The organism is Sphingomonas sp. AAP5, assembly GCF_004354345.1.
GTDB lineage: Bacteria > Pseudomonadota > Alphaproteobacteria > Sphingomonadales > Sphingomonadaceae > Sphingomonas > Sphingomonas glacialis.
Genome location: NZ_CP037914.1, coordinates 132,237 through 155,842, shown reverse-complemented (window position 1 = coordinate 155,842; position 23,606 = coordinate 132,237). Strand labels below are relative to the sequence as shown.

Genomic DNA, 23,606 nt, shown 5'->3' with positions numbered 1-23,606 from the left:
TTTCGGTCAAGTCACTGGATGCGTCGAATGAAGTTCGACGTCAGCCATGGGTCAGTCTCAGCCTGTTGCACTCGGTGAGGTAGCCTCGTCGCGCCAGAAGTCGCAGCTAAAATTATTAAGGTAGCGGCTGTGCGCACTGGCGCGCGTCTCGAACAACCGAGGGATGGCGGCGCCGTTGCCGCCCTTCTGCAGATACTCGCGCACCGAATGGATGGCGAGCATACGGAGGTGCTCCCAATGGCGGTAGAGCTCGTCCTGTTGGGCCTCCGCCTGTTCCCTAGCGCTCGGCTTCCGCTTGGGCTGCGGCCGCGTGTAGTCTGGGCTGAGGTCAACCTGCTGGCTGAAGGTGATGCTGCCGAGTCGCCACCCGTCCGCTGCCGCATCGCGCCACTGGAAGCTGACCCGGACCTCGATGCGCTCCCGCAGGAGCGAGGGCGGCGTGATCAGATCGTCGATCCGGAAGCGTTCGAGTTCCTTATCCTCCTCGACCATGCGGGCCTGCATCTCGCCGACGGCCCGGACGAGGTCAGCTCCGGCGTCGTTCGCGCGCTGCCGCGTATCGCTCCGCTTCTGCGCCGACTTGGCTTTGATGTAGCTGTCTAGGTCCCGTTCGAACCGCCGCAGCCGGCCGGTAACGTGGGCGCCGCAGCTCGCGAGCCTGAGCTCGTGGAGCGCGCTCGATCGGCAGCTACAGACCGCCTCATCGATGAGCTTGCGCAGCCCATCCCGGTCGATCGAAGCGAGCGCGCTGCGCTCGTGCTCGTTCAGGTACAGGCTCACCGCCTTGCCTCCAGCTCCGTCATTACCCCATCCCGTTAATCCGCATCGTGAGCGCGGATACATAGTCGGGTATCTCATACTCAATCAGGTCGTCATTCCCGTCGAGCAGCTCGGCCAGCCGCGTTAAGTAGCCAAGGTCGGTCGATCGTCCACGTCCGCTTAGCAGCGCGTCGATGAGGTAGGCTCGGAGAGCCGACTGGTCGCCGTCGTCGGGGTGCAGTTCCTTGATCGGCCGGATCGCGACATCGTGGAGGGTCTGGACCACGCCCTCGTCTACCTTCCGCGACCCGACCGCCACCGAGAGCACGCGGCCGAGCGCCTGCGCCGCGGCGAAGGGGATGGTCGCGGGATTGTCCCTCCGGTCGGGAGCCCTGCGGTGGACTGCGCCCTCCGGCAAGTGCCGCAGCATCCCGACCCAGGCGGCCAGGTGGCTCACCAGCTCGTAGAGCAGGCGGGCGGCACGGGTCGGAAATTCGGCCGTCCGGTCGATGCCGGCGCCGCTAGAATCGTAGCCGTCTTCGAGCAGGTCGGCGAAGGAGGTGAAGTAGTAGAGCCACATGTGGTAGCCGACCCCCTGCTTGGCGGCGGCGCTGACCATGATGTCGAAAAAGAACATCCCCACATAGGTCGGGTCGCGCAGCTGGTCTCGCTCGAACCAGTCGGGCTGACCATTGAGCCACGCCCAATATTCAGGTCGTTCGTCGCCGCCGAGTAGGCGCTTCAGGTAGTCGCCGACCCCCTGCCATGCCGACAGTTCCTCGGCAACCTTGGCATCGGCAAACAGGAAGTGGAGGATGCGGTTGCGTTCTGAAAGGTGATAGCCGATCAGTCCTTCGGAACGGTCGTTGGTGGCAATCTCCTGGTAGAGCGCGCTCCCTGGCCGCCGCATCAGCTCGCCAAGAAAGCGCTCGAGGAACTCCGCGCCGCCGTAGATCGGCTCGCGTATCAGCCCGAGCGAAAAGTACGGCCGGCGCGACACGATGTAGTCGAACAGCTTGGGCGAGTTCATCAGCAGCTGGAGCAGGTCGCCCGCGGCGCTCTCGCCCCGGCGCCCCGCCGGCACGAAGCGCGCCATCCACCGCACCGGAGCCGCGGCCCACTCGGGCCAACCCTCGCCGCTGTACCGGCGCGTTCCCGGCCGGAGCAGGTAGCGCCGGAACGAGTGCTCAGGTGTCGGCCCGAACTCCTCCAGCCAGTCGCGCAGCCGCTGCCGGGCACAGCGCCGGCGGCTGGCGTGTGCCAGTAGTGCGATGTGCGGCTGGATCAGCTCCAGTGCGTCACCGTACCGCTCCTCGTCGATCAGCGTGGTCGCCACCTTGGCGAACGACGGCACGCTCGCCAAGGTGGGCTTGGAGACCGCATGCAAGGCTACCGCGCCGAATAGCCACGCGCAGGCGAGCAAGAAGGCGAACTTGCGTGCCGGGCCGGGCTCGGCGCCGCCCAAGACCAAGCCGCGGCAGACCTGGCTCAGCGCGAACGAGCACGGCGGCGGCGACCAATCCTGAAGCTCGAACCCGATGATCAGCCCGAACATCGGCACCGCGAGGACGAGCTGCGGCCGCCAGGTCAGAGATACGCGCTGCCGCTGCACCGGAGACAGGACCGCGTAGATCGCCGCGGCGAGCGCGAGTATCGTGAGGAATCCGTCGAGCGTCATGGCGCGACAGGAGCCTCGGCGGCCATGGCTAGGGCGCGCTTGTGGTGACGAGGCTTCACTGGGACCCCATACCGGGCGCGGGTCATTTGGACCAGCTCTGCAGCTCCAAGGCTAACACATTAGTTGAATCAACGTCCGCTTATTGGGAGCCGCTGAAGTCGCAGGAGCGTCTACTTCTGGGTCTCTCCGGCCGCCTGATCGGCCCGAAGATCGTGGCAGCAGGGCCTAGCTCGCCAAGGCAGCGGGGGGACAGAGTGTGGCCGCGCCGATTGCTGATGCGACACGAACTATGCAGCGTAGCGTCCGTCCTCAAGCTTACGAAGCATCCCCATGCCCGCCAGTGCGTCAAGAACCGGGATCATCGAAGCCGCTCGTTTCCCGACGAACGACCGGGCGACGTCCTGTGGCGCCATTGGCATGGCCGAACGTGTAATGACGCGTGCGACGGTCACAAACTGCTCAGGCAAGCCATTCGGCCATTCGATCCGCGTCCTTTTCAGCCTATCTGCCCTGTTGAACTGCAGAACCGATTGGGTCGGCTTCCGCCGATGCGACTTGGCCTGGTAATTGGGCCGGAGCCAGTTGATAGTTCCGCTGCGTTCTTCCTCAGCGCGCGCGTCGTTCAAGGCCACGAGCCTCGCCAGCATCTCGTCGGTGTCCGTATTGGCCGGCCAGCCATAGGCCTCGGCGACCGCCCGATCGATTTCTGCATGATAATGGCTAAGCAACGAGACCTCGCCCTTCTCGGCGATCAAGCGGACCTTTGGCTCCAGCACTTTCCCCTGTGCTTCTGCTTCACGCATGGCCACACGGGTCGTGTAGAGTGAGGTGAGGGTTAACTCAGGATGCTTGGCTTGAACCCGGCGCCGTAAGCGGTCGAGCTTGCGCGCGAAGGAACGAACTCTCTGCTGCCCCTCCGCGCCGCACGGCGGAAACGGAAAGGGGTCGAAGCACGTCTCGTTCTGATAGCGCGGATCATCACCAGAGCCCATCCGCCCACCTGCGCGGAGCGCCCAGACAGAGTGCGCGGTGCTCGAGAGGACGCCAAGGATATATGGGTCATCGGAAGCAACAGCGATGACCGAACCATCGACTAGCCGGCTCGCGCTGGGTATAAACTTGAAGAACCGCTCCGTCGCCGTCTCGCTGGTGACGATGTATCGGCGCAGGCTAGCAATGGCACTGCGGAGCCGAGGCCGGGGTTCAGCAAACTTCCACCAATTCAGACGATACTGCTCGCGATCATTCTCATCACGCTCGGGTTTGACATGATCAAACAGGTAACGGTGCACCGTCGAATATCGACTGTGTAGTTCCTCTTCTGCCTCGATGTCCGAGACATCGATCGCATAAGTGACGCTCTGTCGCTCGGTAACGTCAGTACCGGCGACCACCAGAGGCATGCGATGCGCTGGCACCCCGTCGGCAATGAACTGCTCCCTTTGAGTCACGCTGATTTTAAAGCCGTCTCCAGACATCTTCACGCCCATCCGGCAGATGCCGCCGTTCGCCTTGAGCGCGGTAGCTCCCGCAACGTTGGCGCCGGTGGTGAGGTCAATGTTTATTGGCGCCGCCTCTTCCGAGAACTCCAGAATAGTTTCGCCCTTGACCCGCTTCTCCGACGCAACACTGACGAGACGCCCCACTCCTTGGCCAACAAACGCCGTCGTCATAGCGATTCGGACCGAAGCCGTTGTCTCTTGATCGTGCCACGGATGATTCGGAATGGCGAAGCTCAGGTACAGAGAACCTCCGCTGTCAGCGTCGAGATATTGCCGAAGCACGGAACGGTTGCTCGATTGAGAGATGGTTTTGGTGGTGATGAGGCCAAAACCGCGAGCGGCTCCACTCGCCACGAGCTCGGCACTGCGCGCCCACCAGTAGGTAACGAAGTCAATTTCTCCTGAAAGCTCAGCATAGACGCGGCGTAACGTCTCGACGTACGATGAACCGAGCCGCTTACGCATGCGGCGGCAGCCGATGAACGGCGGATTGCCGATGATGAAATCGGCTTTCGGCCATGATCGCCGCCGCGGGTTGATGTATTGATAGACGGGCCGACGCCCGGAGTGATCCGGGATCGGTCGACCCGTCACGGGATTGAGCTTCATCGACGTGCCGTCCCAGACGGTCTTCTCCATGCCCTTCTCAAAAACTGGAACCTTCTCGTCCCAGTCCATCAGCGCATCTGCGGCGATGATGGTGCGGACGTCTCGCAAGACTGGGGGCTCTGGCATCCGGTCTTCGCCATTCACACGGAAATGCCATTGCAAATAGCCGATCCAGAGTACCAGCTGCGCGATTTGCGCCGCGCGGGGGTTGATCTCGAGACCGTGAAAATTGGCGGGGGTGATCGTATGGCTACCAAGTTCCGATAAATAGCGCTCGTCATCTAGCGCCTCGAGCAGCTCAAGCACTTCGCCCTCGAGTTCCTTTAATCGCGCTAGCGCGACGTACAGGAAATTGCCGGTACCACAGGCCGGGTCGAGGATCGTGATGGCGGCTAGCTTCGAGTGGAACCGTTCCACCTCGAGGCGAGCATTCTCTTTGTCGCCAGCTTCTGCCGCGAGCGTGGCTGCTGTGCGCGTGCCCTCCCAGTCCGCGCGCAGTGGCTCCATCACAGTGGGACCCACTAATCGCTCGACATAAGCACGTGGTGTGAAGTGCGCGCCAAGCTTCGCCCTCTCCTTCGGGTTCAAGGCACGTTCAAGCAACGTACCGAAGATGGCGGGCTCGACTTGGCGCCAATCGGACGACGCGGCATCAATGAGAACATCTATCTCGTCTTGGCGGAGAGCCAGCGCAGTGTCGTCCTTAAAAAGATATCCATTGAACTGCCGTACGATCTCCCCGGTTTCGCCCAGACCAAAGGCGAGACCGCCGTTGTTCATCGCCTGCCACAACTGACTAAGTTGGGGAGCAAGAAGCTCAGGCCGGTCTCGAAGCTTCTTCAGCAACGCGCTGAAGCTCGACTTCGGGATCAGCCCGGTGTCCTCGGCAAACATCGTGAAAAGAAGGCGCATCAGAAAGGCAGCCACGCGATCCGCATCCTGCTCGCGCGCTTCAATGCCTCTCGCGAGAACCGCTAAGTGATCGGCAATCTTGCGGGTGACGCGCGCCGCCTCTGCTGACGGGTCGAGCGACATCGGTTTAGTCCAGATCGCCGCAAGACGTTCCCGGACCTTCTCGTCGCGGAGATCATCAAGCGTGATTCGGTAGCGGCGCCGATCCGGAAACGGTGCGTAGCCCTTACCATTGCGCTGAAAGTCCGCGTATACGTCGATGCAGTAACCGACATCGCTGACGAGCAGGAAAGGCGGCCATCCGTGTGAGCGCGGGACGTTCTTTGCATAGCCTTCCGCCTGGCTTGCTGCCCGTTGCATGGACCCCGTCCAAGCCGCCGTGCCCCGCCGAGCCATGCCGCGCTTGTAGCGGTCTTCGGCTGTCTGGCCGAAAAAGTCGCGAAGATCGGTACCTCGTCCTGCGTCCACCGCCGCCTGATCAGCGTTGCTTCCTTGCTTCGCCTCAAGAATGAACTTGCCCTTCTTGTAGCAGTCGACCCACCCGTTTGATGTCATGCCATCGATCTCCGTCTTGATGACATGCCGCTCGAAGACATAGTCGTTTTGACTCGTGTCGCTGAGCGTCGGCCGGGGCGCGTCGACGCCGAGCAATTGGCAAAGGTCGCTAACAAACAGCTGCGTGTTCGCTCGCTCGTTTCCGCCCGCCGGCTTCCACTTGGAGATAAAATCTTCGACGTCCACTGGCCTACCCTTTTCCTCGAGCATGTGTGAAACGCCGGTGCCCGATGAGCAAGCGCTTCCGAACGTAGCGGCGACCTTCGTGACCGGATGCCAGGATAGGTCACTGCCAAAAGTTGCCCGATGGGGTCGTTTTTCAGAAGGCACCTGGCAGACCGTCGGAGAGGATAGGATTTGAACGAACGCTGACTCTCGAAACGTGGTTAGATGCAGCCAGATGGCTGAAGGTGGGTCTGGTCAGCCGCCGACATACAGAGCGAGCGCCATCAAGAAGCGAACGTTTCGCGGCATGGCCCCATGCTGATCCGTGTTCCCACTTCGTTCTGAATCGAGTATGGCGAAGTCATGATCGCCGTGACCCGCAAGATCATCCACGTCGACATGGATGCCTTCTTCGCATCCGTGGAGCAGCGCGACGACCCGACGCTTCGTGGTCGTCCAGTTGCTGTCGGTCACGCGGCCGCCCGTGGCGTCGTCGCAGCCGCGAGCTATGAAGCGCGGAAGTTCGGCGTACGATCGGCACTACCATCGGTGACGGCGCTACGACGCTGCCCAGACCTGACGTTCGTGCCGCCAAGGTTCGAGGTCTACCGCGACGTTTCCCGCCAGATCCACGAGGTCTTTGCGCGCTACACCGACCTGATCCAGCCGCTCTCGCTCGATGAGGCCTATCTCGATGTGACTGCAAACAAGTGTGGCATCGAGACGGCTTGGCTGACGGCTAAGGACATCAGGGCTGCGATCCTGCAGAGACCGGGCTCACGGCATCGGCCGGCATTTCCTACAACAAGTTCCTCGCCAAGCTCGCGTCCGACCACCGCAAGCCCAACGGCCAGTTCGCTGTGACCCCCGACATGGGCGCGTCATGGGTCGAGACGCTCTCGGTCAGCCGCTTCCACGGCGTGGGGCCGGTGACAGCGGAGAAGATGAAGCGGCTCGGCATCGAGTCCGGCGCGGACCTGCGGTCCAAATCACTCGAGTTCCTGCAACGACACTTCGGCAGTTCGGCCGAATGGTATTACGCGATCGCCCGCGGCGAGGATCACAGGCCGGTCAATCCCAACCGCGTCCGCAAGTCGTCGGGGTCGGAGACGACCTTCGATCGCGATCTGACCGAGCCGGGCGAGATCGAGGCGGGGGTACTGCGGATGGCTGACGACGTGTGGCGTTGGTGCGAAACCAGGCAGGCGTTCGGCCGGACCGTGACCGTGAAGGTAAAATATGGTGACTTTCAGCAGATCACGCGCAGCCGCAGCCAGCCCGCAGCGGTAGCCACGAAGGATGGGCTGCATTGCGCGGCACTGGAGCTGATCCGATTGGTGCTGCCGACTGAAAAGGGCATCCGGCTGGTCGGCGTGACCGTGTCGAACTTTGTAGCGCCACAGGCGGTTATGCCAAGCGGGTTGCCGATCTTCGCAGAGGTGGCGGCGTGACGCTGGACCTGTTCGACGTACCCATGCTGCCGGGGCTCAGCATCCGGGCGGACCTCATCGACGCAGCCGAGGAGCGGATGCTGATCGATCGCATCGACGCGACCGATCTCACGCCGTTTCGCTTTCAGAGCTGGACCGGCAAGCGTCTGACGACCTCATTCGGCTGGAGCTACGACTTCGAGGTGGGCCGACCGACGGAGGCGCCGTCTATTCCCGATTGGCTACGCCCGTTCCGCGGCCGGGCAGCCGCATTCGCGGATCTAAATTCGGAGGACCTGATCCAGGCGCTGCTGATCCGTTACGATCCGGGGGCGGGCATCGGTTGGCACCGCGATCGGCCGATCTACGGTCACGTCCTCGGCATCTCACTTGGCGAGCCGGCCACAATGCGTTTCCGCCGGCGGCGACCCGGCGGGTTCGACAGAGCATCGGTGCCGCTTGCCCCTCGCGCGGCCTACCACATGAGCGGACCCGCCCGGCACGAATGGGAGCATAGCATCGTCGAGATGGAACGGCCGCGATGGTCGATCACGTTCCGCAGCCTTGCAGGTCGGACATGATGGATTCCCTGACCATTCAGAAACCGGCACCGCTCACGGCGGACACGGCTGCACCCGACTTCGTCGTCGTCGACGTGGAGACCGCCTGCTCGCGCGTCAGCAGCATCTGCCAGATCGGCATCGTCGGCTTCAAGGACGGGGTCGAGATGTTCGAGTACGAGACGCTGGTCGATCCGCCCGACCGCTTCTCGTCGTTCAACACCCGCATCCACGGGATCACCGGTGACCACGTCCTCGGCGCGCCGACGTTCGGCGATATTCATGCCGCTATCGACGGGCACCTGACAGGCCGCGTCACCGTCGCGCACTCCTTCTTTGACAAAGGTGCGCTCGGCGCGGCGTGCGCGGTCCACGAGCGAAGGGTCATCGAGACGACGTGGCTCGACAGCGTCCGTGTGGCAAAGCGCGCCTGGCCCGAGCTCTCCAGTCACAGGCTGAACGTTGTGACGAAGTTCCTCGGCGTGCGACACAAGCATCATGACGCGCTTAGCGATGCGCGTGCTGCCGGCATGGTGATCGTCCGTGCCATCGAACACACCGGCATCGGGCTCGCCGGGTGGCTGTCGCCGGCCAGCGGGCGCCGCGGTCCGGCACCCAAAGCGGCGGAGACGGGTCCGCTGAAGGGTGAGCGCGTAGCGATCCTCGGTGCAGCGCGCGACGGTGCGCTTGCGCGCTGCCTCGCGGCAGCCGGCGCGCGCATCATGGCATCGGTCGGCACGACCACGACCAAGCTCGTCATCAGTGACGAGCAGCCCTTTGGTCGCTTTGTCACCGCGCACGCGGACCATCGCCGTGCCGAAGAGCTTCGGCAGGGCGGAGTACCGATCGAGATCGTCACTGAGGGGGAACTCCGTCGCCAGCTCAAGCTACCCCTGGGGTGACCAGATTCCGACTTCAAGTCGCGCAGTATGGCGTCCGGCTCTGGAACTGGTGGGAGGGCCGCTGAATGAAGGCTCCTAGGTCGGTCCCACAAGCTTTCCTCCCAACGGCACGACGTGGTAAGCCCTGATCAATGGCCGGAAACCTCACCTTCATCCACGCGGCGGACATACATCTCGACAGCCCGTTGCACGGCCTATCGCGGAGTGACGAGGCATTCTCGCGACTAGTGCGCGGCGCGACGCGCAAAGCATTTTCCAACGTCGTGGATCTGGCAATCGAGGAAGGTGCTGCCTTTGTCGTGATCGCCGGCGACCTCTACGACGGGGCTTGGAAGGATCAATCGACCGGCCAGTTCGCTATCGCGCAATTGGCGCGCCTTACGAAGGCGGGCATCCGCTCCGTGATCGCCTTCGGCAATCACGACGCTGAGAGCCGCGTCACCCGCCACCTGACCGCTCCGGAAGGGGTCTACAAGCTCAAGAGCGCGAAGTGCGAGAGCGTGCGGTTCGACGATCTCGGGGTCGTCGTTCACGGCCGCAGCTACAAGGAAGCGGCAACGACCGAGAACATCGCATCGACCTACTGCCCGCCGGTGCCCGGCATGCTCAACGTCGCGCTGCTCCACACCGCGCTCGACGGCCATGAGGGGCATGCCAACTACGCGCCATGCAGTCTGGGCGAGCTACAGGCGGCCGGCCACGATTACTGGGCGCTGGGCCATGTTCACGATCACGTGGTCCGGTCCGATCACCCGCACGTCGTTTTCGCCGGCAATACACAAGGGCGCCACATCCGGGAGACCGGCGCCAAAGGCGCTGTGGTCGTCCGTGTCGAGGAAGGCGCTATCTTGCACGTTGAGCATCGTGCAACTGACGAAGTTCGCTGGGCACACGCCCGGGTCGACGCGATCGGCGCGGCAGATCCTATGGAGGCGCTCGCTGCCATCCAGGCGCAGCTGCGTCCTGCCGTTCTAGGCGCCGACGGTCGCCCGCTGGCCGCGCGGGTCTCGATCACGGTCGACGGTCCGCTCGCGCAGCGCCTCCGTGCTGATCCCGCATGGTTCGAGGCGGAGGTCCGCGGCCATGCCGTCGGTGTATCCGACGCGCTCTGGATCGAGCGGGTGAAGATCATCGCCAACGACGCAGCGCTGCCTACCGGCCTGCCGCCCGAGTTGCTGGACATGCTGACCCAGGCGCTCGACGATCCGGACTGCCTCCGCGCGATCGAGAACGCCATCGCGCCGCTCACGGCAAAGCTGCCGGCGGATATCGGCGATCCGGATACCGCACCGCTGCTAGCATCCGCGCGGGGCCGAGACAGTGCGGCACTGGTCCGCGCTGCCAAGGCACTCGTCGAAGCCCGGCTCGGCGAGAGCGCGCACTGATGCGGTTCCGCCGGCTGGAGCTCGTTCGCTACGGCGGCTTTGCCGACCGGGTGTTCGACTTCGGCACTGGCGGTCCCGACCTGCATCTCGTCGTCGGCCCGAACGAAGCAGGCAAGTCGACGGCGTTGCAGGCGATCGGCGACTTCCTGTTCGGCATCCCCGGGCAGAGCCGACAGAACTGGCGCTACGACTATAAGCAGCTTCGCCTGCGGGCACTGATAGAGCACGACGGTGACCTGCTCGACGTAACCCGGCGCAAAGGCAACCTCGATACGCTGCTGGCCGCGGACGGCACGCCATTCAAGATCGACCCACTGCCACCGCTGCTCGGCGGCATCGATCGTGCCGGGTTCGAGCGGATGTTCGGGCTGGACCACACCAAGCTGCGCGAGGGCGGTGCCAGCATCATCGGCGGTCGTGACGATGCGGCGCGGATCACGCTCGAGGCGGGAACGGGCGTCTCGCATATTGGCAGCGAGCTTGCCCGGCTGACCGACGCAGCATCGGCCCTGTTCAAGCCGGGCGGGCAGAATCCGCCGGTGAACCGACTGATGCGCGAGCGGTCCGAGGCGCTCGCCAAAGTGCGGCAGACGTCGATCAGCGATGCCGACTGGACGCAGGCCCGACAGCGCCGCGCCGACGCCGAGGCGCGCCGCACCGCACTCATCGACGAAGCCGAGGCGCTCGACCGCGAGCAGGCGCGCCTGGATCGGGTGGGGAGGGCGCGTGCGCCCTTTGCGCGCCTGAGCGCTGCACGCGCCGAACTGGTCGGGCTGGAAGAGCTGCCCACGCTGCCGCAGGACGTCGGGGCGCAGCTGGCCACCCTCCGCGCCGACCGCGTCACGGCCGTCGAACTTGCGGCTCAGGCGAAGGCGGATCTGGCGCGCGTCGAAGAGGCGATCGCAGGCGTGGAACGGCCCGGCATCATCCTGTCCGAACAGGAACGGATCGAGGCGCTGGAAGAGCAACGGCCGGTCATTGCCAAGGCTGCGGGAGATCTGGAGCGTCGTCGCGCCGAGCTGGACCGTATCGACGCAAAGCTGGCTGCCGCGCTTGCCGAAGCGCGGATCGCACCGGGACAGCCTATCCCCTCGGCCGGGTGGCGCAGGCGTGCGGCTACGCATCTCGATGCCGTTCGAGAGTTGAAGGCCCGTGAGGCAGCGGTCGAGAAAGAGCGGGTCAAGCTCGTCCGGGACCGGGCCGCGATTGAGCGTGATCTTGCGACGGTGAGCGGGACGGTCGATCCTGCCGACCTGATCGCAGCGCTCCAGCTCTTGCCGGCCGACGCGGAAACGCGGTTGGCAGAGGCGATGATGGAAGCCGAGCGGAAGCGGACGCTTGCCGCGGAACGCCTGTCTGATCTTGCCCCGTGGCAGGGGTCGGCAGCCAGTCTGCGCACGCTTGCCGTGCCAACCGAGGCGGAAGCTGCCGCAGTGCGCGGTAGTGCGGAGGCGGCAAAGAGTAACGCAGCCGGTGGGCGCAAGGATGCGGAGGCAGCCGAGACTAGCGCGATACGGGCCGGGGCAAGGCTGAAGGGCCTGATCGCAGGCGGGACGCTTCCCACACCTGACGTGATCGCGGCCGCACGGCAGCAGCGCGACGCACTCGTCAGCCGGGTTCGCGAGCGGCTGGTGGTGCCGCATCTCAGCGACGACGATGGGATTGGCGGCGCGCTCGGTCAATCCATTACAGAGGCCGATCAACTGGCCGACCGGCGCGATGCTGAAGCTGCCCGCGTCGCCGAGTATGTCCTGACGACCGTCGCCCTCGATGAAGCGAAAGCCCTGGCGGCTGCGGCACACCGGCGAGAGGAACGATATCAGGCGGCACTGGATCTGGTCGAACAAGGCTGGACCGATCGACTGCAGATGCTTGGGTTTGAGCGCGCTATCGCACCGGCGGACCTGTCCGGATGGCTCACGAAGCGGGTCGCAGCGCTCGAAGCTGACCGCGACGCGGGGTCCGCGGAGCTGGCCCTCAAGGAGATGACGAGCCGGTTTGTGGAAGCGCGAGCCGCGATCGCGACTGCCCTTTCAGCGGCGAAGGGACCGGTTGCAACAGCCGAGAATGCGAACCTGGTGTCACTCGCGAGCGGCCATGCCGCTGCGCTGACGACCGCCGCAGCCAGTCGCGATCGACTGCTGGCGCACTCGGCCACGGTCGAACTTGCATCGGATGAGCTTGCAGTGGAGGTTGCCGACCTGGCGCGCGCACGGGTCGCGCTTGATCAGGAACGGGCAGGACTGGCCAGCGAGGCGGCTCTTCCTGCCGATGCCAGTGAGACCGTGCTTGCCGACGCTCTCGACGCCATCGCCCATGTCGGCGAGGAGACCGGGGCACGAGAAACGATCGCACGGCAGATCGAAGGTATCGAGCGGGACCGGTCGGCGTTCAATACCGAACTCGGAGCCGTGCTGGCTGAGCTGCAGGTTACCGGATCAGCCGACAAGGTCGACCACGTGCGCCAGCTTGCGGCTTCGTTGCGCGCATCGATCCGCGCGCGCGACGCGCTGGCGAGCCTTGAAGCTGATCGCGCGCGCATAGCCGGCGAGCTTGACCAAGCGGTGCGTCGGCTCGACCGCATTGCCGACGCGATAGACGCGATGCTGCACGCAGCCGGTACGACGGACGAAGCCGACCTGGACGGGATCATCGCCAGCGTTTCGCGGCGAGACCTTCTTCGAGCGACGGAACGCGGAGCGCTCGACGAACTCGCAGGTGGCGACAATGGTGCCGGACTTGATACGCTGGCGACCGAGATCGCGGACTTGTCTGTCGAGGACGCGTCAAGCGCGCGTGCCCGGATTGACGATCGCCGTCGCGAAGTCGCTGCTGATCGAGAAATTGTCGGTCGAACGCTGAACGCGGCGGACGAAGAGGCCGGCCGTGCGGCTAGCGAGAGCACCGCGGCCGACGCACAGCAGACTGCCTTCGAGACGACTGCAGCGCTGGCACAGGCAGCCGAGGAGCACATCCAGGCAGCGAGCGCGGCCGCGCTGCTCCGCTGGATGCTTGACCGGCATCGCACGACAAACCAGGCGCCGCTGATCGCGAGGGCGGGCGTGCTGTTCGCGGAGGTGACGGGCGGTGCCTTTACCGGCCTCACGGTCGGCTATGGCGATAACGACCGTCCGATCATCCTCGCGCGGCGGTCCGACGGCGGCGAGGTCGGCGTCGAGGCACTCAGCGAGGGAACGCGCGACCAGCTATACCTTGCCCTCCGGCTCGGCTCGATCGAAGGACGCGCTGGCGCGGGATCCTTGCCGATTGTCTGCGACGATCTGCTGATCACCGCCGATGATGGTCGCGCAGGCGCGCTTCTACGGGTACTCGCGGCAGCATCTGCGCATAGCCAAGTGATCGTGTTCAGCCATCACGCTCATCTCATCGACGTCGCGCGTAACGCGGTGGGATCTGATGGATTCAGGCTGCACACGATCGAACCGATCGGCGCGCTCGCTGCGTAGCGTCTCCATTCGAAAAGTTGGAAGTACGGTTACCAGGCAGGCCAGTGTCGCTGCCCGCCGCCACTCGGCATTCGCTTGCTCCGCGGCATTCACACCCGAAAGCACGAACCGCCGTGCCTTTAGTCCAAAACCCTGAAAGCCGGCAAAGCATCACTTTGGCAAACGATCAAGCCAGCCCCGGACTTGGTTCAGCGTCCGCCGCTGTGGATCGGCGTGGAAAAAGGGCTCTGACGCACATTTGATGATCTCAGAGCCATGCGGGGCCGACCAATCGCGCTTCGAGTAGGTCCAGTTTACCGCGTCCGTACATCTGCCGTTTTACCAACTTCAGCTTAGTGATCTGCCCTTCGGTCTGCCCGTTTGACCACGAGGTGATGATGGCGGCTCGAACCGCGGCGACGTCGCGTGCAATTCCATTGGCAAAAGACGCTACCAGGCTGGCTCGGCCACGCTCGATCCAGGGAACGAGATTCCCCTCTGTTTTGAGCCGGATCATTTCGTGGAATCCCTCGACGACGGTACGCGCCTCAACGAGCGTCGGTACGCCTGCCTCTACCGCAGCAACCGTCACAGTTTCTGCCCTCGACAGGGTATCGCGCCCGGTCGTCATCAACCTGGCGATAGTTCTTGCCGAGGGCACGCGGTGAAGGGACTCCGTATCGACCCGCTCAGCCTGTCGCTGCCGGCTAGCCCATTCGGTTACGACCCGCAGCGACCCACGAAATCCTTGTGATCTCAGGCGTCGCCAGAGGTCAGCACCATTGTGAGATCCCGCTGCCCACTCTCGATCCAGCCACGGCAGATAGGTTTCCAATGAGCTCTCCCGAACCCTGAACACATCGCTACGTTCGCCACGCAAAATTCGGCGGACCAGGCCACGACTGTGTCCGGTGCGGCGCACGATCTCCTTGATAGATGCCCCGTCCTTGGCAATCGTCAGGACGGAAGCATTGGTCTCCTCACGGTGAAGATATCCCTGATATTGCAGGTGCTCCGCCGCTGTCAGCAGGGCGGGGTTTATGGTCATGGCACCGACGGATTGGCGGATTTGGCGCATCGACCGACGGACCGCCTCAAGAAATGCATGGCTCGCGTTTTCCATCAGGTGCCAGCGGTCCGCGACCTGGACTGCGTGCGGCAAAGCCTTTGCGGCAGCCCGCGCATACGCCCCACCGCGGTCCCGGGCGACGACCGTGATCTGTGGCTGGGTGGTAAGCCATGCCTGAGCCGTTGCCGGTTCACGATCCGGGAGCAGGCTGATTGGCTTTCGCCGCTCCAGATCGCAGATGATCGTGCCGTATCTATGATTGCGCCGCCACGCCCAGTCATCGATACCTATGACCGTCGGCGCTGGCCTTACCGGGCACCCGCGCCGACGTACCACTCTTAGCAACGTGTCGTTGCTGACCGGGAGCATCAGTCGCTTGGCCAGGCTTGCGGCAGGTCGGCCGCCAAGCGCCAGCCCGAGATGATGTACGAGGACGTCGAGACGCCCGGTACGCCGCGCCCAAGGCGCCAATACCCCAGTGGGAAACTGCTCAGTAAAGATCTGTTGCCCACACTGGGTCGCTGCACATCGAAAACGGCAAACTTCGGCGATCAGGCGAACTGATCTCCCAGCTAGTGGCAGGTCGGCGATACGACGCTGATAGCGGCTATGGACCCGGTTACTGCCAGTTCCGCACGTGGGACAACAGCTCGATTTCGAAATGCTGCGAACCGTAACGGTCGTTCGGTCGCCATCGCTGGACGCCGCGACCATCGCAAACCCAGCAGGGATGAGAGACGAGGGGTGAAGCGCCTTGTGCATGACGATAATCCCATCTGGAGCCAACGCCAGCAGACCTCATAACTGCATCAAAATTGAGTCAGAGCCCAAAAGGGACCCCGGTAGCGGGGTGATCGGCGTCGAAAAAGGACCCCTCATCCTGGACGTCAGAGCCAGACCGGTTCATCGTCGACCCGATCCACCAGATGCCGGGACTAAACACCTAGAGCAGCACGGCTGCGGATGCCCGTGGAACGCGCGGTGGCGTTGATCCATGCGGTCGGGGTCGGCGCGGTGACGACATTGCTCGCAATCCCCGAGGAGTAACGCGACCCTCAGCTATCGTCCGTAATACGAGACAGCGTGATCGCATTTATCATCACCAACCCGCCCGACCAAGACCAAGCCGATCTGGTGTCGTTGGCGGTAGGGCTGCGCGCCCACCTTGGTAGCGCCGAGGTGCTTACGCCGGGCGAATGCCTGTTGCTGAACGAATTACTCGACCGGCTCGCCAAACCTCCCAAGGATTGAGGGCATCGCGAAAACAAAGGATGATCGGGACGACTGACGGCAGAACGGAACGCTGGACGGCAAGGAGGGTGCTGTTTTCACGAAATGTGTTCCCGATTGCCTTCTCCCTAAACTGGCCGTTGGTAACGAAGAAACGGGAATCCCAATGCGCGTGCCAGAAAAACGACCGGGGCTGTTGAAAAATGCCGATCGCCTCGCCTGCCTGTGTCAGAAGGGATGCTATTTCGGGAATGGCTGGGTCTGGGTGGTTAGCGCTCGGTCAGGTTTCGGGCAGGGATTCTGGCAAAGCTGCCGCTCTTCATCCGGTACAAAGCGGCGTCGGCGGTCGCTAATAGACCATCTAGCTCACGGGCGTCCGGCGGCGAGGTCGCATAAGCGCCGACAGGCCCGCTCAGGCGACGCAAATCGCCTGTTTTTCGTACATTCGCCAGGAATGATGAGGTTTGGGACGAAGCCGTTGTTCGTTGAGCCGGCCGGCATTGGTTTTGCCTCAAACGGGTTCTAAGCGCCCACACTCGGGCGCCGTCGGTGCCGCAGCTGGAGTCTCCGGTATGATCGTGCGACCCAAGCCTGGGCTGAAAGATATCCTGTTCACGATCAATGGCTCGATATTGCCTAGGGTCGGCGCGAAGTTGGTCACGATCGCGATCATCACGATGCTCGCCATTGTCTGCGCGCAGCTGCGACCCGGCATGTTGGCGCAGATCAGTGGCGTTCCCTTCACGCTGATCGGCATCGCGCTTTCGGTGTTCATGAGCTTTCGCAACAACGCCTGCTACGACCGGTGGTGGGAGGGCAGGAAGCTGTGGGGACAGCTGATCATCTCGTGCCGCGCTTTCGCGCGTCAGGCGTCGGCGCTTGCCGAACCGGATCGTCGGTTCATGCTTACAGCGCTCAGCGAGTTCGCCGCCTCGCTCGCCGCAAGCCTGCGTGGCACCGGCAAGATGGTCGGGGCCGAGGAACGACTGAATTCGACCGACCTCGTTCTTCAAGGCATCGGACGCCGATGCCTCGCGCTCATGGCCGCGGATGCCATCAATCCGGTTCATTATTCCGTACTCGAAGGGCAACTGACTTTGTTGTCGCAGGTCCAGGGCGGGTGCGAGAGGATTGCGAACACGCCTGTGCCGTTCGCCTATTCGCTGCTGCTGCACCGCACAGCCTATACCTTCTGCCTGACCTTGCCGTTCGCGTTGGCGGGCAATCTGGGTTGGTGGACGCTGCTGCCGGTCCTGCTGGTCAGCTACACGTTCTTCGGGCTCGATGCGCTGAGCGATCAGCTTGAAGATCCCTTCGGGGTCGAACCCAACGACCTCCGCTCGATGCGATAGTCCGCTCGATCGAACGCGAAATGCTGGCGTCGCTTGGCGAGACCGTCCTACCGCCTGCGCTGACCCCGCAGCGCCATCTGCTGAGTTGATATTACGGCAGTCAGCAAGCCACTCCTGCGCTGCAAATGCCGCATACGGCATGCACAGCGCAGGGATGATTCCTTTCACCCCGGGCGGGTGACATCAATGTGGAGTATTATCGATCCGCCCGGCGTCTCGCAGCGTGGTTCACGCGGCAGGCTTGAGCACCACCTTCGTCCACCCCGCGTCGCGATCGTCGAAATGCTTGTACGCATCCGGCGCCTCGTCGAGTTTCAGGCGATGCGAGATTATCTGCGAGGGCGTTGCCTTTCCGGTATGGATCAGGCGCGCAAGGCGGCGGTTATAGGCCTTCACATTCGCCTGACCAGTTCGGATCTGCTGCCCCTTGAACCAGAAGGCGCCGAAATCGAAGGCCATTTTGCCTTGCTTCTGGAGTTCGTCCGCGGCGTTGGGATCCTCGGGAATGAACACGCCGACCACGCCGATACCACCAGTCGCCTTGGTCGAGCCGACGAGGTTGTTCATCGTTACGTGGTTTGCTTCCTTCCCGTGCCGGTCGCAGCACTGATAGCCGACGCATTCGCAACCGCGATCTGTGCCCAGGCCGTTGGTCCGATTGAGGATTTCCTGGACCGGATCGACCTTCGAAGAGTCGATCGCGATCGCGCCGAGCTTGGTGGCCAATTCGAGCCGATCGGCATGGCTGTCGACCACGAAGATCTCGGATGCGCCCTTGATCGCCGCCGAATGCGCCGCCATCAGCCCAACCGGTCCCGCACCGTAGATCGCCACACTCTCGCCCGGCAACAGACCCGAAAGCTCGGTCGCATGCCAGCCGGTGGGAAGGATGTCGGAAAGCATGACATAGTCATCCTCCTTCTCGCGCGCGTCCTCCGGCAATACCAGGCAGTTAAAGTCGCCATATGGCACGCGGAGCACCTCGGCCTGACCGCCCTCGAATGGTCCCATTCCGGCGAAGCCGTAAGCGGCGCCCGCGGTTCCCGGATTGCAGGTCAGGCAATAGCCGGTGAGGCCCTTCTCGCAATTCTCGCAGAATCCGCAGCCGATGTTGAACGGAAGGCAGACGATGTCGCCTTTCTTGACGCGGTCGACCGCCGTCCCGACCTCGATCACCTCGCCGAGGTTTTCGTGACCGAGGATACGACCGGTTTCGAAGTCTGTGCGCCCTTCGTACATATGAAGGTCAGATCCACAGATATTTGTCGTTGTTATCCGTACCAAGACATCGGTGGCTTTTTCGATCTTCGCGTCCGGCACATTTGAGACACGAACATCCTTGGGACCGTTATAGATAACAGCCTTCATTATATATCTCCTCGACTATATTCCCTCAATGCCGAGGCTCGGACGGTTGTTCCCTTTAACACTGCGAAACAGTGTATTGCGTATGCGGGATAATTCCGCCGCGAGATGCACGGGACGCCTTCGGCGTGCCTTACTCAAGGCTAGGGCGTGGATCCGCGTGCATCGCAGGACCGAGTTCGGCCTTTAAGGTAGCGACCGCGTGCTGAATCTTCGGCAAGAGATGGCGGCGGCGAGGGTAGACTGCGAAGATCGGTTCCTCACGGGGCCTGAAATCCTCCAGAAGCAGAACGACCATGCCGTGCTGGAGGGCGGGAAGCACATAGAATTCCGGCAACTGGCAGATGCCCGATCCGCCGATACAGGCGTCGATAACAGCCTGTCCGCTGTTGCAGCGAAAGCGCCCCTGCGGCCGATGCAGGACTTCCCTTCCATCAACCTCATAATGCCACATCGTGCTGGTGCCGGCGATACAGTCATGGTCGCGCAGATCGCCGACCTTCCCGGGGACGCCGGCGCGGGCCAGATAAGCAGGGGAAGCGCAGGTGTAAAAGCGCCGCGACGCAATGAGCGTGTTTAAGAGGCGGCCATCGGCCACATCGCCAGTCCGAACCGCGAAATCATATCCTTCGCCGATCATGTCGACCAGGCGATTGGTTAGGTCGATCGATACAGTGAGTTTGGAATGCTGCGTCGTCAAACGGCGCAGGATCGGCGCGACAAATCGTTCACCCATGGCAGTCGAGCAACTCACGCGTAGCTCCCCCTGCGGTTCGCCTTGCTCAGCAATCAGCGCGATGGCCTCGTCGCGCTCAAGCGCTATCCGCTCGCAATGTTCGAAAAAGACGCGGCCGCTTTCCGTTAAGCTTACGGTTCGCGTCGTGCGGTTGAAAAGGACCGTCTGAACCCGCTCCTCTAGCTGGCTGATCGCCCGGCTGACATGGCTGGACGACATGCCGATGGCCTTGGCCGCTTTCGTAAAAGACGCTGTCGTCGCCACCGCCACGAACTCGTCAATGCCATCCCATTTAGACATAATTATCCCACAAACGGCGAAGTGTGTTTCTTAGGAGCGGGATTATTACATCATTGGCCGAATGCTAAACAGAGGCCAAGACGCTTGAGGAGGACTCACATGAAGACGCGAGCAGCGGTTGCATTCGAGGCGAAGAAGCCTCTCGAGATTGTTGAGTTGGATTTGGAAGGGCCTCGCACCGGCGAGGTCCTGATTGAGATCATGGCGACAGGGCTATGCCATACCGACGCCTACACGCTGGGCGGACTCGACAGTGAAGGCATCTTTCCTGTGGTTCTGGGCCATGAAGGCGCGGGCATCGTTCGTGAGGTCGGCCCCGGCGTCACTTCGGTAAAGCCCGGCGATCACGTCATCCCGCTCTACACGCCGGAGTGCCGCCAATGTAAGTCGTGCCTCAGCGGCAAGACTAACCTGTGCACCGCGATCCGCGCCACCCAGGGCAAGGGCGTGATGCCCGACGGCACCTCACGGTTCAGCTACAAGGGCCAGTCGATCTTCCATTACATGGGTTGTTCGACCTTCTCGAACTTCACGGTGCTGCCCGAGATCGCGGTCGCGAAGATCCGCGAGGACGCGCCGTTCCAGACCAGCTGCTACATCGGCTGCGGCGTCACCACCGGCGTGGGTGCTGCCATCAACTCCGCCAAGGTGCAGGTCGGTGATGTCGTCATCGTCTTCGGCCTGGGCGGTATCGGCCTCAACGTGTTGCAGGGCGCCCGCATGGCCGGCGCGAACATGATCGTCGGCGTAGATCTCAACGACAGCAAGGAGGAATGGGGCCGTCGCTTCGGCATGACCCACTTCGTCAATCCGTCGAAGATCGATGGCGACATCGTCGCACATCTGGTCGCGATGACGGACGGCGGCGCCGACCACACGTTCGATTGCACCGGCAACACCACCGTAATGCGTCAGGCGCTCGAAGCCTGCCATCGTGGTTGGGGCGTCTCCACCGTGATCGGCGTGGCCGAGGCGGGCAAGGAGATCTCCACGCGTCCGTTCCAGCTCGTTACCGGCCGCGTTTGGCAGGGCAGCGCGTTCGGCGGCGCACGCGGCCGTACCGACGTTCCCAAGATCGTCGACTGGTACATGAACGGCAAGATCGAGATCGATCCGATGATCACCCACGTGCTCAAGCTTGAGGAGATCAACAAGGGCTTTGACCTCATGCATGCCGGCGAAAGCATCCGCTCCGTCGTCGTATTCTGAAGTTCACTTCAAAGGAGAATTATCATGGCAGTTATTTCCGGTAACGACGTGTTCTCGCACGTCATGATGGGCGCGGCCGACATCGAAACGTCGACCAAGTTCTACGATGCAGCGCTGGGTGCGCTCGGCGTCAAGAACTTAGGGCCGTTCGGCAACGGCTGGGTCCTTTACGGCAAGGACAAGCCCGCGTTCATCGTAGCGCGTCCCGGCAACGGCGAAGCCCCGTCGAGCAACGGCATGACCATCGGGTTCGCTGCTGCAACCACGGCCGACGTCGATGCCTTTCATGCAGCGGGTCTCGCGGCGGGCGGCACGGACGAGGGCGCGCCTGGTCCGCGTGGCCACCTGCCCGGCGCGTATGCCGCCTATTTGCGCGACCCGGCCGGCAACAAGGTCTGCTCGTACACCTTCACCGACGGCAACTAAGCCATGAGCATGGAGCAGGTCAGCGCCAACCTCGCCTTCGGGGGTATGCAGGGTGTGTATAAGCACGCCTCTGCCGTCACCGGCACGGACATGACCTTCTCGGTCTATGTCCCGCCGCACGAAACGGGAGCGACGCTGCCGGTCGTCTGGTATCTTTCGGGCCTGACCTGCACCCATGCGAATGTGACGGAGAAGGGCGAGTTCCGCCGCGCTTGCGCGGAACTCGCCCTGATCTTTGTGGCACCGGACACCTCACCCCGTGGCGAGGGCGTACCCGACGATGCCGACGGCGCCTATGATTTCGGCCTTGGCGCCGGCTTCTATCTCGACGCGACCGAAGACCCCTTCAGCAAGAACTACCGCATGGAGACCTATGTTACCGAGGAACTTCCTGCCCTGATCGCAGAGAATTTCCCGGCGGACATGAGCCGGCAATCGATTATGGGCCACTCCATGGGCGGCCATGGTGCATTGACGATCGCACTGCGGGCCCCCGATCGTTTCAAGGCGGTTTCTGCGTTCTCGCCGATGGTCGCGCCGAGTCAGGTGCCTTGGGGGATCAAGGCCTTTACCGGCTACCTCGGCGACGATCGCGCGCTGTGGCGCCAGCGCGACGCGGTGGCGTTGATTGCGGATGGCGCACGGTTATCCGCGATCCTCGTCGATCAGGGCGATGCCGATCAATTCCTCACCGAGCAACTCCGGCCCGAGCTGCTGCAAGCTGCTTGCCTCGAAGCTGGCATTCCGCTCACGCTCCGCATGCAGCACGGCTACGACCATAGCTATTTTTTCATTTCGACATTCCTAGCCGACCATCTGCGCTGGCATGCCGCGCATCTGGCCTGAGGCACGACAGCAACTTATGGGCGCGTGCCTCAAAGGCTTTACGGACTGTTGAAAGGCCTGACGCCTTGCCCTGATCGTCTCGATTGGGATGGTTGATCGGGAAAGCTGCTACCCGCTCACCGTCTGATCGGGCGGCGTTAGCGGGAACACAGCCGGGTTAAAGGCCGCTACGTCCAATAGGTACGCCCGATCCTTCACATCGGCCCAACCCTCCGGCCAGTTTCCCAAGAGCCAGACGCCTTGATCGAGCCATGCCAGTTGTAGGACTGTCGGCCACGCCGCCAGCTCCGCGTCGGTGAAGGCGATATGCCCGGCATAGCCGCGCAGGAAGGTCGCCCACTCGGCCCGCGTCCATAATCGACCGGGAGCGGTGGAAAGGTCGCAGTGGAACAAGAGCAACGCGACGGCGAGGTCATAGAGCCTTGGCATCCGAGCCGCATGGTCCGGATCGACCAGCGTGGGTTTCGGGCTGAACACGAGGTTCGACGCCTTGAAGTCGAAGCTGCACCCGGCGAGCGGCAAGCCCATGACAGGTTCGGCCGTGGCGAGGCGTGCCAGCGTCGCCTCCCGGAAAACGTGCCGATCCCCACCGGCGGCTTCGATGGCATCTCCGGCCGAGACAAGGTGCGGCTCAATCCATTCGGCATCTCGCACCACCGGCCCATGGTAGGTCGCCAGGGCGTTCGCCTCGGGCGGATCGGCCGCGTGCATCCGGCCCAGCAGACGCCCGGCGTCGGCAATCTCGCTTTCACCGGCATGGTAGCCGGTGCCTGACACGAAGGGGTAAACGACCCACTGCTTGCCGTCATCAAGGCGGCGGGGATTGGGGTGGAGGTGTGCTGCCGGGGCCACCACATCGACGCCCAAGCCATGTAGCGCCGTCAGCCATCGTCCGATCGCCTCGCCGTCCGAATGGACCAGCCCCGTTCGCTTCAGAACCCAATCGCCGCGACGATCACGAACACGCAGCACGGGCGCGTAGTCGTAGAGCGATACCGGCTCCTCGGGATGATCGAACGGGAAAGCTGCGATCATATGCATAGGCTCACCTACTGCCTCCGCCCCTTCACACAAAGGAACGAGCGGCGAGACGGCCGGGGCATGATCGTGTCCCACCGCGTGGTGTAGCTTCAGCGGCGTAGCCGCTTTGATCTCCGGACATGGCCGGGT

Annotated in this window: 16 protein-coding genes and 1 pseudogene; 10 read left to right on the top strand and 7 right to left on the bottom strand. The window is 63.2% G+C overall.

The features are described from left to right. Nucleotides 1-57: 57 nt before the first annotated feature. The 3 genes from E2E30_RS19420 to E2E30_RS19410 form a co-directional block, all read right to left on the bottom strand. Entirely contained in the window at nt 58-780 is a 723-nt protein-coding gene (locus E2E30_RS19420) for a hypothetical protein (protein ID WP_133192310.1), read from the bottom strand. A gap of 22 nt (nt 781-802) precedes the next feature. After that, on the bottom strand, nt 803-2,437 hold the full coding sequence (locus E2E30_RS19415; RefSeq protein ID WP_133192309.1) for a hypothetical protein: 1,635 nt from the start codon (nt 2,435-2,437) through the stop codon (nt 803-805). A 287-nt stretch (nt 2,438-2,724) separates the two neighbouring features. After that, a complete protein-coding gene (locus E2E30_RS19410; protein ID WP_133192308.1) occupies nt 2,725-6,201 on the bottom strand; it encodes a class I SAM-dependent DNA methyltransferase in 3,477 nt (1,158 codons plus the stop codon). Nucleotides 6,202-6,543: 342 nt separating this feature from the next. On the opposite strand from E2E30_RS19410, the pseudogene dinB reads away from it, so the two are divergent. The 5 genes and pseudogenes from dinB (at nt 6,544) to E2E30_RS19385 (ending at nt 13,924) form a co-directional block, all read left to right on the top strand. Beyond that, nucleotides 6,544-7,631 (top strand): annotated as a pseudogene (gene dinB / locus E2E30_RS19405) (DNA polymerase IV). Next, the gene (locus tag E2E30_RS19400; protein ID WP_240699132.1) at nt 7,628-8,191 is read left to right on the top strand and encodes an alpha-ketoglutarate-dependent dioxygenase AlkB; all 564 of its coding nucleotides are present in this window, start codon (nt 7,628-7,630) and stop codon (nt 8,189-8,191) included. The pseudogene dinB and the gene E2E30_RS19400 overlap by 4 nt, the downstream one beginning before the upstream one ends. Further along, on the top strand, nt 8,188-9,072 hold the full coding sequence (locus E2E30_RS19395) for a 3'-5' exonuclease (protein WP_240699131.1): 885 nt from the start codon (nt 8,188-8,190) through the stop codon (nt 9,070-9,072). Before E2E30_RS19400 ends, E2E30_RS19395 begins: the two co-directional genes overlap by 4 nt. 131 nt (nt 9,073-9,203) lie before the next feature. Further along, the gene (locus E2E30_RS19390) at nt 9,204-10,457 is read left to right on the top strand and encodes a metallophosphoesterase family protein (protein ID WP_133192307.1); all 1,254 of its coding nucleotides are present in this window, start codon (nt 9,204-9,206) and stop codon (nt 10,455-10,457) included. After that, entirely contained in the window at nt 10,457-13,924 is a 3,468-nt protein-coding gene (locus tag E2E30_RS19385; protein ID WP_133192306.1) for an ATP-binding protein, read from the top strand. The genes E2E30_RS19390 and E2E30_RS19385 overlap by 1 nt, the downstream gene beginning before the upstream one ends. Nucleotides 13,925-14,171: 247 nt before the next feature. Here the strand turns inward: E2E30_RS19385 and E2E30_RS19380 are convergent, their stop codons facing one another. Then, nucleotides 14,172-15,734 carry an ISL3 family transposase gene (locus E2E30_RS19380; RefSeq protein ID WP_133192305.1) on the bottom strand — a complete coding sequence of 521 codons (1,563 nt, stop codon included), beginning with the start codon at nt 15,732-15,734 and terminating at the stop codon, nt 14,172-14,174. 321 nt (nt 15,735-16,055) lie between these two features. Here E2E30_RS19380 and E2E30_RS20865 point away from each other — a divergent pair, with 321 nt between their 5' ends. Continuing rightward, nucleotides 16,056-16,223 (top strand): hypothetical protein, encoded by a 168-nt coding sequence (locus E2E30_RS20865; protein ID WP_165954595.1) that lies wholly within the window; start codon nt 16,056-16,058, stop codon nt 16,221-16,223. Between the two features lie 551 nt (nt 16,224-16,774). Then, nucleotides 16,775-17,554 (top strand): bestrophin family protein, encoded by a 780-nt coding sequence (locus tag E2E30_RS19375; protein WP_335925474.1) that lies wholly within the window; start codon nt 16,775-16,777, stop codon nt 17,552-17,554. 228 nt (nt 17,555-17,782) lie between these two features. Here the strand turns inward: E2E30_RS19375 and E2E30_RS19370 are convergent, their stop codons facing one another. Then, a complete protein-coding gene (locus E2E30_RS19370; protein WP_133192304.1) occupies nt 17,783-18,922 on the bottom strand; it encodes a glutathione-independent formaldehyde dehydrogenase in 1,140 nt (379 codons plus the stop codon). A gap of 130 nt (nt 18,923-19,052) precedes the next feature. Continuing rightward, a complete protein-coding gene (locus E2E30_RS19365; protein ID WP_133192303.1) occupies nt 19,053-19,955 on the bottom strand; it encodes a LysR family transcriptional regulator in 903 nt (300 codons plus the stop codon). Between the two features lie 99 nt (nt 19,956-20,054). Between E2E30_RS19365 and E2E30_RS19360 the strand changes: the two genes are divergently transcribed. From E2E30_RS19360 to fghA, 3 genes are read left to right on the top strand one after another with little or no spacing between them, the layout of a single operon-like run. Further along, a complete protein-coding gene (locus tag E2E30_RS19360) occupies nt 20,055-21,164 on the top strand; it encodes an S-(hydroxymethyl)glutathione dehydrogenase/class III alcohol dehydrogenase (RefSeq protein WP_133192302.1) in 1,110 nt (369 codons plus the stop codon). A 24-nt stretch (nt 21,165-21,188) separates the two neighbouring features. Then, nucleotides 21,189-21,590: a VOC family protein gene (locus tag E2E30_RS19355; RefSeq protein ID WP_133192301.1), complete on the top strand. Its 402-nt coding sequence runs from the start codon at nt 21,189-21,191 to the stop codon at nt 21,588-21,590. 9 nt (nt 21,591-21,599) lie between these two features. Further along, a complete protein-coding gene (gene fghA / locus E2E30_RS19350) occupies nt 21,600-22,436 on the top strand; it encodes an S-formylglutathione hydrolase (RefSeq protein ID WP_133192373.1) in 837 nt (278 codons plus the stop codon). Between the two features lie 108 nt (nt 22,437-22,544). On the opposite strand, the gene E2E30_RS19345 is transcribed toward fghA, so the two are convergent. Further along, a complete protein-coding gene (locus E2E30_RS19345; protein WP_133192300.1) occupies nt 22,545-23,477 on the bottom strand; it encodes a phosphotransferase enzyme family protein in 933 nt (310 codons plus the stop codon). Between the last annotated feature and the right edge of the window lie 129 nt (nt 23,478-23,606).